Annotated in this window: 4 protein-coding genes and 1 pseudogene; 3 read left to right on the forward strand and 2 right to left on the reverse strand. The window is 62.0% G+C overall.

Annotated features, from left to right (window positions below):
- Positions 1-405: 405 nt before the first annotated feature.
- The 3 genes from OU11_RS08415 to OU11_RS08425 all read left to right on the forward strand — a co-directional run bounded on the left by OU11_RS08415 (position 406) and on the right by OU11_RS08425 (position 6112).
- Entirely contained in the window at positions 406-3414 is a 3009-nt protein-coding gene (locus OU11_RS08415; protein WP_081963542.1) for a Spy0128 family protein, read from the forward strand.
- A 177-nt stretch (positions 3415-3591) separates the two neighbouring features.
- Positions 3592-5439 (forward strand): SpaA isopeptide-forming pilin-related protein, encoded by a 1848-nt coding sequence (locus OU11_RS08420; RefSeq protein WP_033516139.1) that lies wholly within the window; start codon positions 3592-3594, stop codon positions 5437-5439.
- A 139-nt stretch (positions 5440-5578) separates the two neighbouring features.
- On the forward strand, positions 5579-6112 hold the full coding sequence (locus OU11_RS08425) for a hypothetical protein (protein ID WP_152597135.1): 534 nt from the start codon (positions 5579-5581) through the stop codon (positions 6110-6112).
- Positions 6113-6418: 306 nt separating this feature from the next.
- On the opposite strand, the gene OU11_RS09510 is transcribed toward OU11_RS08425, so the two are convergent.
- Positions 6419-6643, reverse strand: a complete 225-nt coding sequence (locus OU11_RS09510) for a hypothetical protein (RefSeq protein ID WP_033516141.1) — start codon at positions 6641-6643, stop codon at positions 6419-6421.
- Between the two features lie 250 nt (positions 6644-6893).
- Positions 6894-7163 (reverse strand): annotated as a pseudogene (locus OU11_RS09625) (ATP-binding protein); the annotation flags it as partial.
- Between the last annotated feature and the right edge of the window lie 346 nt (positions 7164-7509).

Genomic DNA, 7509 nt, shown 5'->3' on the forward strand with positions numbered 1-7509 from the left:
CCGGAGTCCAACAAAACGTCACCACCCCCAACGGCACGCCCGAACTTGACGACACACACACAGCGCCTCGCGCGCCTCGTCCTCCGTCATCTCGTCGACCGACCGCTTATCCCAGCCGAACATCTCCACGCCGTCCATGAGCCGGTCACATGCCGGTGACGTTCCCGGCCCCGATGCACTGGGAGTCTTTCGGGACACGGGAGACGATAGGAAAAGGGGGAGTATGACGAGGATGAAACGACGAGGGGGTGTGTCGGAAAGTAGAAACGATACGGAAGCTAGGAAATCGTCAGTATAGAGCGGGGCAGTGCGGGGTCATACGGGGGATGGGCCACATGGGGGTGCGCGACGGTACGCTTGCCGATTGAATATAACTAACCAGGGTTGGGACCGGAAGGAGAACGCATGCTCGACCGGAACGACGAAAACATCCGGGGGGGGGGTATCCGCTTTTCGCGTAGCGTAAGGCGTGGCCTGCGCCGGGCGTTGGGCGCATGCCTGGCGGTCGCCGCGCTGACCGCGACGACCGCGGGCGGCGCCTACGCCGACGACCTCACCGCCACGAGAGACACCGGGGCTACCGCCGGCGCGACCAGGGTCGCGGACGGGGACACCACGAAATCGTATGCGGACGTGCTTGGGGATGCCAATTCCACCCGATACAACGGGCGTGTGTGGACCGACAAGACCGTCACCACAGGGGACCAACCATTCACCACAGCAGATGGCGCGGACCTGACCACGGTGGCCAACGATTCCGACTTCCTGGTGACCTACTCCGCATTGGCGACGACCACCCGCGTCGTGCAGGAGCATCCCAACGACACCGTGTTCGTCCTTGACTTCTCCAAGACCATGAACGAACTCGTCGACGGCACCGAGATCAAGGGTGACACCAGTCAGCTCGAGGAAACGCGATTGGCGATCATGCTGGGCGCCTTGGACAACGCGATCGCGGACCTCGCTGAAGCGAGCGGCAACAACCGGATCGGCGTGGTCGTGTTCTACGGCGCATCCAAAATGGAGAACGCGGCCAGGATACTGCTGCCGATGACACCAGCCACGCAGATCCCCCAACAAACCGATACGCCGGAAGGCGAACCGGAAGCAGCCGACTGCACGCCCGGCGCGAGCACATGCGTCGGCGAGCAGGGCAATTTGTCCACCACGGATCACGGATACTTCACGATCACGAAATTCTGGTACGAACACGACGACGGGAACTTCACCAGATCGAAGGTGCAATGCAACCTTCCCAAAGGATCGGAGATCGAGACGGGTGGATGGACCCCGATACAGTCCGGACTCTACGACGCCCTCGACATGATCGAAACCGCCGCCGCAGACAAGGCGAACGGCGCGCGCCCCAATATAGTGCTCATGTCGGACGGCATGCCGAACGCCGCCAGCATGGAAGGATCGAACTGGTACCACAACCTGGACACATCCACGTACCGGACGCTGAGCGGGGCCGCCCCGTATTTCGTGTCCATCCTTATGGCCTCATATCTCAAACAGCAGGTCACGGACCTGTACGGCACGGACTGCGGCTTCTATACCATCGGCCTGTCGGAAACGCAGACCCCGGACTTCGAATTCGTCCTCGATCCCGGAACATACGCAGACGGAGCCGATACGAGCAGCAACATCCAAGAAACGATCGATGCCTGGCAACGATACACGAGCGCGGAAACCGACACTACGACGGTGACCGTCGGCGACACGGCCTTCGACATCGCAAGAAACAATGACGAAACGGTAACGCCGACCGACATCGACTACGCCGACCAGTTCTATGAGGCTACCACCGCCGACGAGCTTATCAACGCGTTCGGAGAAATAACCAGCAGCATCCTCGCGCCCGCAAGGATCCCGACCGAAGTGACCGGACCGCTCGACCAATCCGGATGGATCACCTACGAGGATCCGATCGGAGAGTACATGGAGTTCAAGGAGTTCAAAACCATGATCTTCATGGACAAGATCCTCAAGAACCCCACCGTCAGCGATCCGGTGACGGACGCACAGGGCAACCAGACGACCACGTACACGTTCAACGGAGACATCACCAACCCCGTAGTCCCGGATCAATCCCATAACGTCAGCGAGATCAGGATCACCGTCACGCAGACGCAGCAGGGAACGCAGACCCTCAAAGTCGAAATCCCCGCATCAGCGATCCCGCTGCGCATGAACACGATCGAACTGGCCGAGGACGGAAGCGTCGTCAGCAACGAAACTTCGGGAAACCTCCCGTTCCGTCTGTGCTACACGGTCGGCCTCCGCGACGGCATCACCCCGGAAACACTCAAGTACGAGGACGGAAGCCAAGCAGTGAGCGATGACTACATTCAGGCCAACACCGCAGACCAAGGGCGTGGGGTCCACCTGTACAGCAACGACTTCAACCGCGCCGACGAAACAAACCCGGCCACGGCCAAAGCCAAGGTCACGTTCACACCGGCGGACGACAACCCGTTCTACTTCATCCAGGAGGACACACCCCTCTACACGGATGAGGACTGCAAGACGCCCGCCACGGAGGTCACCGACAACGGGACCTACTACTTCCAAATCACCTACTATCAGGGCACCGAGATGAAGACCGCGGTCGTCAAACGAGCCGGATCGTTGATGAGCGGCTACGTGAACATCGGTAGCCCCAAGTACCTCGTGAAGGGTGCGCCCCGTCTGGGCAACCTTGAGGACGTGACCGCAAAGAAAACCACGAACGAGACGGACACCGCGTCCAAATACCGTGAACCGACCTTCGAAGGAGCCCCCCAGACCGGAAGATTCGTGGTGTACCTGGGCAACAACGGGCGCATGACCCTCAATCCGACCATGGACGGCAAAGCCCAGGTCGACGTCCAAAAGACCCTCAAGGGTCGCCCGTGGACGGAGAATGACGCGTTCACGTTCACCATCACCCCGCAGAATGGCGCGCCCCTCCCCGACAAGGGAGACGACATCATCGTCGACCAGGACAGGAAGACCGCTACGTTGACAGTGCGCGCGCCGCAGGACGGCGAAACCACCGGAACGGGATCCTTCACCATCACCATCCCATCCGGCACGAACGTACCTACGACGTACACGTATGAGATCAAGGAGCAGAAGGGCGACGCGCCCAGCATGGACTACGACGCCGGGATCCTCACCGTCACCATCACGGTCGAAGACGACAGCGACGATCCGGACCTGCGACTCGACACCGACGTCGCATACCAGTACCAGGGGGCCGACACCGGCGATACCGATTCGGACGGAGAGTTCACGAACACGTTCACCCCGGTGTCCGAGCTCCCGTTCACCGGAGGGCGCGGCACCGGACTGACCGTCATCCTGGGCGGCATCGTCCTGCTCATGCTCGCCGGAGGCACATGGCTGCTCGCCCGCCGCAACAGGAACTGACCCCATCCGCCGGACGGGGACGCGACGTCATATCCCCGCCCGGCAATGCCAAGGATTTCCCGCCTGTCCTCCGGTTTCCCGGACGGGTCGGGAACCCATCAGGGAAACCGACAACCCAGTATTTTCCCATCAACCATCCCGTCCCTGCGGAGACGGGAAGAAGGAGAAAAGAAAACCATGATGAAGGGCATGTTGAAGCGGGCCCTGGGTGTGGTGGCCGCCGCGGCAATGGCCGTGACGGGTGCCGCGGCCCTGTCGGGCACCGCGAACGCCGCCGTGGGCGACATCGACATCAGCTCGGCGACGATCACGATCAATGCCGGTGACGAAGACCAGTTCACCGGCCGTGACCTGAAGTACATCAAGCTCGCCGAGTACGACAAGTACGAGGCCACTGGCCAGTCCAGCGTGCTGAGCATCCACACCGTCGACAATGTCCGCGACTTCGTCGAGAAGGCGCTTGAGACGGTCACCAACGATTCTGATCCGAAGCCCCCGTCGTATGACGCGGACAAGGATGGCGATCCGATGGCGTGGATCGCGAACCATCTCGACAACTCGGGCGATGCCCCGTACTCGGGCGTGCTCCGCGACTTCGTCACCAAGCTTTACGACGATGCCAATTTCGTCAAGTTGATTACTTCGACGATGACCACCACCACCGATACCGGTGCCAGCCGCACATACACGATGGCCGCTCCGGGCGTGTACCTGATCGTCGACGAGGGCGCCACCACGGTTGGCAACGCTGCGACCCAGGCGATCCCGATGCTGGTCGGCACCCAGATCAAGGTGAACGTCGGTGCGACCGACAAGCCTGTCGTGCCCGGTATACCCGACGCGAATGGCTATCTTGGCGGCGTGGTGAATCTAAAGAACGAGCTGACCCCGGTCAAGAAGACGGTGAGCGGCGAGGGCGCGACTCCGGGCGTGGGTGACACGCGCACGTACACGATCGCCGGCGAGGTGCCGAACTGGGTCGGCAAGGATCTGAGCGACACCGCGAACCCGCAGCCCGTGTTCACGTTCACGGATACGCCGGGCAAGGGCCAGACCGTCGACTTCAGTTCCATCAAGGTGTACGTCGACAAGAACAATAATGGCGAAGCCGAAGAGGGCGAGTCCATCACGGCCTACGATCAGATTTCGAATCCGAACGGATACGTGCTCACCGGAACGGGCGTGTTCGCGTCTCCTACCGGTTCGATTGACGCGGATTTCGTATCGGGAAGTGATCCCCAGGTCCTGTCTTCGTTCACGGTGACGCTGACCGCATACATGAAGACCATCGCCCAGGACACGGAGTACATCGGCAAGCCGGTCGTGCTGACCTACGAGGTGACCGTGAACGCGGATGCCGTTAACCTGGAAGGCAACATCGCGAACACGGTTGAGGTGAACAATAACGGCTCCACCAACGAGGCCAGCGCCTCCCTGCCGAAGCCGCAGACCATCACGTTCAGGAAGACCGACCGCGACAACAACGACCTGGCCAACGCCCAGTTCAGCCTGGTCAAGCAAGGCGACACCGACGCTGTGAAGGTCAGCGAGACCACGACCGGCACCCCCGGCTCATACATCGTCGACCCGGTGACCGGTGTTCAGGCCGATGGTACCCGGACCGTAGATCAGGACGGTACCGTCACGAGCAGGAACCCGCTGGTTTCCGGCACCGATGGCATGGTCACGGTCGCGGGTCTGGGCGAGGGTACGTACACGGTCACCGAGACCCACGCGCCCGACGGGTTCATCGAGGTCGGCCTGCCGTCCTTCACCGTCACCATCGGACATGATGCCAACGGGAACCCGACCGTCGACTATGGCAAGGGCAGTGATCCGTTCGGTCTGGTGACCCTGCCGACCAATGACAATCCGCTGAAGGTCATGAACGTGAGGAGCATCACCCAGCTGCCGCTCACAGGCGCGGCCGGCATCACGCTGTTCATGGTCCTCGGCCTGCTCATCGCGAGCGCGGGTGTGACGGTGTACATGAAGTCCCGCAACATTCGCAAGGCCATGCGCTGACCCGGGACATCGGCCGACAAGCCGGTTCCATACGAGTCCGGGGAGGCCCCGTCACGATGACGAGCGTCCAGTCGCACATCGGTGACGGGGCCGTCCCGTACCCGGATCCGCAATCGGAAACAGAAAGGGGGGGATCGCCATGACCCACGGGAGAGCGGAGGCGATGTTCAGTGCCAGGGAGATGCGCTACATCCAGTCCCTGCCTGCGGTCGACCATGTCACGCCGTACCGCATCTGCTACAAGGAGGAATTCAAACGTGAATGCATCCGCCGCTACTATAAGGGCGAATCCCCGACGGTGATCTTCCGCAACGCAGGCTTGGACTCCTCGCTGATCGGATACAAGCGGATCGAGCGGAGCATCGCGCGCTGGAAAAACCTGTACCCGGACGAGATCGGGGCCGACGACGAGCCGAGACGACGTCCGGCGATCGACATCCCCGAATCACAGCGCTGGAGCGGCCCCATGGCCTCGCGCGCGTACGACGCCGGAAAAGACAACGAGGACGGACATGGCGCGGGCACGGGGCGGGAGGACGTCAGGGGCTACCGTCTAGTCATCCTCCAGCAGGCGCGTCGCATCGACCAGCTCGAACACGAACTCGAGTCCTACAGGCAACGGGAACGACGCGAGGACGGCGAAGACATGCACGGAGGGGAAGCTCGGGAGTGAACTACGCTATATTGCGCAATGTCACGCAAACCCAAGCGGGAGTAAGCGTCATTACGCATCAAAACGCATAATCGCGCATGTTGGTCACGGAAGGGCCGAAAACGCCCCCTCAACGCCCTCGGAACCAGCCGGAACAGAATGATACTTCGCACTACAGTACGCCAAACCCCGTAAGACAAGACGGAAAACACAACCCCCGCGCCACCACCCCTGCTAGAAAATAATCGTTTTTGGTAATGGGGTCTCCGATAAGTGGTACCGCCGGTAACCTGTGGATGGTACCGGCGGTACGTTTGGTCGACAGGGTTATTCGTTGGTGCCTGCGGTCACTTCCTTCCATCCTTTTTCTTCGCTGAGTGTGGTGTTGCGTCGGCGCATGTCGGGGCCTTCGAGTTCGAGATACCGGGCGGAGCCGGCGGGACGGCTCAGGGTACTGTCGGCGATGAGCTCGCTGCCGGACCTCACGTACCATTGCTCGGGTTCGCATTGGCTGGCGCCGGGCGTGGCGCCGGCCGAGCTGCGTGCCTCCATGATCCCGGGAGATGAGGATGCTGTCCGCCGCGTCGGCCGGCGTGGCCGGGAAATCGTCCAGGACCGGCAGGTCGATGCTCTTGAATTCGTCGACCTTCCTGTAGTAGGCGGCCTGGCCGTCGAGCCGGGCGCGGTCGATTTCCCCGGGGCATGTCCTGCGTGCGCGCGTATCGTGTGGGGATTCCCCGGCGGCATGCGGCGTTGCCGAGGGCCTGGCCGATCGTGGCTTTTCCCGCTTCCCGTGCCGGGGGATGATGATCAGGGTCTCCCTGTCACGCACCCACTGGCAGGAGGCGAGGCGTTCGATCCTGTCGCGGCCGGGCTTGCGTTCGGGTGGGTATTCGATGTCCTCGACGCACGCGTCCTTGTATTTGAACCTCGCCTGCCGGATGAGCCTGGCGATCTTGCGCGCGCCGCGCGCCTCGGTCCCCGGCGTTCGGGCATGAGTTTGATTTTCTCCTCGAACCCCACGTGGTCGTAGGATTCGTCGTCGATGATCCCCGTGGAGCTTGTCGCCCATGGCGCGGATCTTGAACCGCGCGGACAGTTCGAAATCGTCCCCGCGTCGGGATCGTCATCGCCCCTCGCCTCCCTTTGTCCTGCGGTAGGCGTCGGCGCCACGGACACGGCCGGCGCCGCCGGCCCGGTCCACGATCCGCTCGCTGGTTGGAGCGGCGGATGCCGGGGACGCCTGTTGTTTTTGTTCAATTGTTTGTTGAGGTTTGGGGGTGGTGACGTTTTGTTGGACTCCGGTGTCCTTGTTCTTTGATTATGCCATGAGTCCGAGCTCGCGTCTTCGTTTGGCGATGCTGGTGCCGAAGGCGAGCTTGATCCGCTCGTCCCGATACCAGCGCATGTACCCGTCC

Source organism: Bifidobacterium pullorum DSM 20433, assembly GCF_000771405.1.
Classification (GTDB): Bacteria; Actinomycetota; Actinomycetes; order Actinomycetales; family Bifidobacteriaceae; genus Bifidobacterium; species Bifidobacterium pullorum.